This is a genomic window from Pseudomonas sp. PA-4-8C, assembly GCF_021606625.1.
GTDB lineage: Bacteria > Pseudomonadota > Gammaproteobacteria > Pseudomonadales > Pseudomonadaceae > Aquipseudomonas > Aquipseudomonas lactis.
Map to the genome: position 1 here is coordinate 1 of NZ_WKCD01000440.1, position 2,793 is coordinate 2,793.

Genomic DNA, 2,793 nt, shown 5'->3' on the forward strand with positions numbered 1-2,793 from the left:
GCTGGCTCATGCCACGCAGCAGACTGACCTGGATATCGGAGCGTTCTTCAACGCTGAGTTCGTGATAAGACATGGCAACACCCTACCGGAAAGGTCAGGTGTTGCACTCAGTTTTTGCCGCCGCCCTTTATAAACCCCCGACTCGATTCCACTAAGCACCATAACTAGCTGATTTTTTATAGTTACTAGTTGGAGTACGCCAAATTTTCCACTGACTTCCAGACCCGCAGAAAACCTCGTCTCGCCGAAACATACCGTTCGTCTGGTGCCAGCACCATATCTAGAAGCCCCGCAATGCGGGGCTTTGTGGTTTCTGCGGTTTGGAAATTAAGCACTACACTTCAGCGCACTCCGATGACGCGGTAACCTCCTATCGCCGCTCGACAGCTGCCAATTGCATCGCCCCCCCCTACCAGAAAAACACAACGCGAGTCACCAAAATATCGGACAGTTTTGTCCTTTGTGATCTGACATTTGCGACGCACATAGACCCTGCGCAAACACATAACATCGATGCGATTCAGTTTCCACATTGGATCCAATAGGACTTATCCAGCATTGAGCCTGCCTGGATAATTACTACTCCGTCGGTTGTGCCCGACATTTTTTACCGTTGCTATTGATATAAGGAAATATTAAATGAATATAGCATCCAGGAATAGAATCGCGTCGAATGCAGAGCCAGCTATATCCTGTCAAACAGCACATTTAAACTGGGAAGACCTCCGTTACTTCGTGGCGTTCTCCCAAGTGAACTCCTTGAGTGGAGCGGCGCGTGTCTTGGGCGTCGAGCATGCTACTGTGTCTCGACGTATCGCGGCGCTTGAAAAATCACTCAGTGTAAAATTAGTTGATCGTAGAAAGCGCCTGTACGAACTTACAACGGTCGGGCGCAAACTCGCAGACCTGGGAAAACAGATCGAGACTCAAACGGAGGCGATTGAACGTCTGGCTGTCGCAGCCGCGCAAACCCAGCAAGTTGTCGAGGTGACGGTCAGCGCCCCGCCTTCCGTTACCTCCGAGAAACTGATCCCCAACCTAGGACGTTTCCGGTCAACGCATCCGAACATAGTTTTGCGTCTTCTAGGCGATAGCCAGTATTCGTCTCTGTCCAAGTGCCAGACACATCTGTGCATTCGCTTCGCCAAGCCTCGCCAAATTGGCATTGTCGCGCGGCGGATAGGTTCGGCCTCCTTTTCATTCTATGGCGCCAAGACCTATCTCCAAGACCGCTCCCCCGAGCAATATGAGTTCATCGGCTACGAAGCCGAAGCCATGACACTTCCTCAAAATGACTGGCTAAAAAAAATTGTCGGGGATCGTCCATGCGTCCTCAAAGCGAAAACGGTCGAGCTGCAGGTCCGGGCAGCCGAGGCCGGCGTGGGCATTGCGCTGCTGCCCAGCTTCGCAGTGCAACATAGCTCACAGCTTTGCCGGCTTGAGCTTGCAGACCCGTTGATGGTGGACGTCTGGCTAGGCGTGCACGAAGACTTCCGTGCGATCCCCTCAATCCAGGCCGCCATGAATTACGTTGAGGCCTGCTTCTACGACAATGATTAAAGGCAACAAGCTGATCAAGCGCCCTGTGTCAGTCGGCGTTGATCCAGTATGGGAAAAAATTCACAGGCACCGGTGATTAACGCACGTTTACAAAACTACACGTATTGACGAGGATCAATACCGAACACCTCAACAGGTGCTTGCAAGACCGAACTGCAATGAGTTTCGGCTGGCTCTATATACCCAACGAAGGTCACCCCCTACAAAAAAAATAAAGGGGGGATTAACTATCTTCGGTCAAATGTGTGCCCACCTCTTAACTGCCATCAACCGCAGGAGAAATTATCATGGGGAAAGTAAAAGTTGTGGACGTCACGCTGCGTGACGGAGGATATCGCAATAATTTCAACTTCACGGACGAACAGGCCCTGGTAATAACATCAAGCTTGGCAGAGGCCGGGATTAATGTATGTGAGGTTGGTTATTGCAGGGGGTCGTTCGCGCCCAAAGTTGAGCATGGACTGACGAGCAATATAAATGCTGATTTTATTGAGCGCGTTCGCCAGGCTGGCGGTGGCCGAATCGAGCTTGCGGTGATGGTCCACCCTAAAAACGTGGGTAACGAGGATTTCGCCATGCTCAAGGAGCAGGGCGTCTCGATGATCCGAGTTTGCTTACGCCGAGAGCAGTTGACCGAAGGGCTTGCCACTCTTTCACTCGCTCGCGATTACGGTTTCAGCGTTAGTGCCAATGTCACCCATGTGACGGCACAAACGCTCAGTGCCGTCATTGACACCTCGGTGCGCGCTGAGGGCGCTGGCGCAGACATCATCTGTTTCGCAGACTCTAATGGGCACATGCTCCCAAGCGATGTTGATCGACTGATCAGTCGTCTCTCCAACCGACTGGCAGTGCCATTGGGTTTCCACGCCCATAACAATCTTTCAATGGCTCTGGCTAACGCAGCCGCTGCCATCGAATCGGGCGCCGAGTACATCGACACGTCCATATGCGGGATGGGGAAAGGGGCCGGCAACTTGCACTTGAGCATGCTCGTCGCCTATCTCGAGCGCATTGGCACTAATCATGGATTTGACCTCGTCAAGGTTCTTGAACTTTCGAACCTGACCGCGGCGTCTATCCCATTCAACAACATCCCAAGCCCTCTGCTGGACATCATTATGGGGGCGTATAACTTCCCGTTCGACAGTACAAAACGCATGCGAGAAACCGTCGAGCGCTTTCAACTGACGTCCGAGTATCGTGCTCTTGAAATCATGCATCAACAGGATC

General features: G+C 52.2%; 2 protein-coding genes. Both read left to right on the top strand.

The annotated features are described in order from the left end of the window. Positions 1-639 precede the first annotated feature (639 nt). Positions 640-1,560, top strand: coding sequence for a LysR family transcriptional regulator (locus tag GIW04_RS29610; protein WP_087149706.1), 921 nt, complete (start codon positions 640-642; stop codon positions 1,558-1,560). 287 nt (positions 1,561-1,847) lie between these two features. Next, on the top strand, positions 1,848-2,793 hold a 946-nt coding region (locus tag GIW04_RS29615), incomplete at its 3' end, for a nucleoid-structuring protein H-NS (RefSeq protein ID WP_236479523.1).

Excerpts from the sequence above, each read along its gene's own strand:
- GIW04_RS29610 (WP_087149706.1), top strand. The coding sequence starts at position 640 with ATGAATATAGCATCCAGGAATAGAATCGCGTCGAATGCAGAGCCAGCT.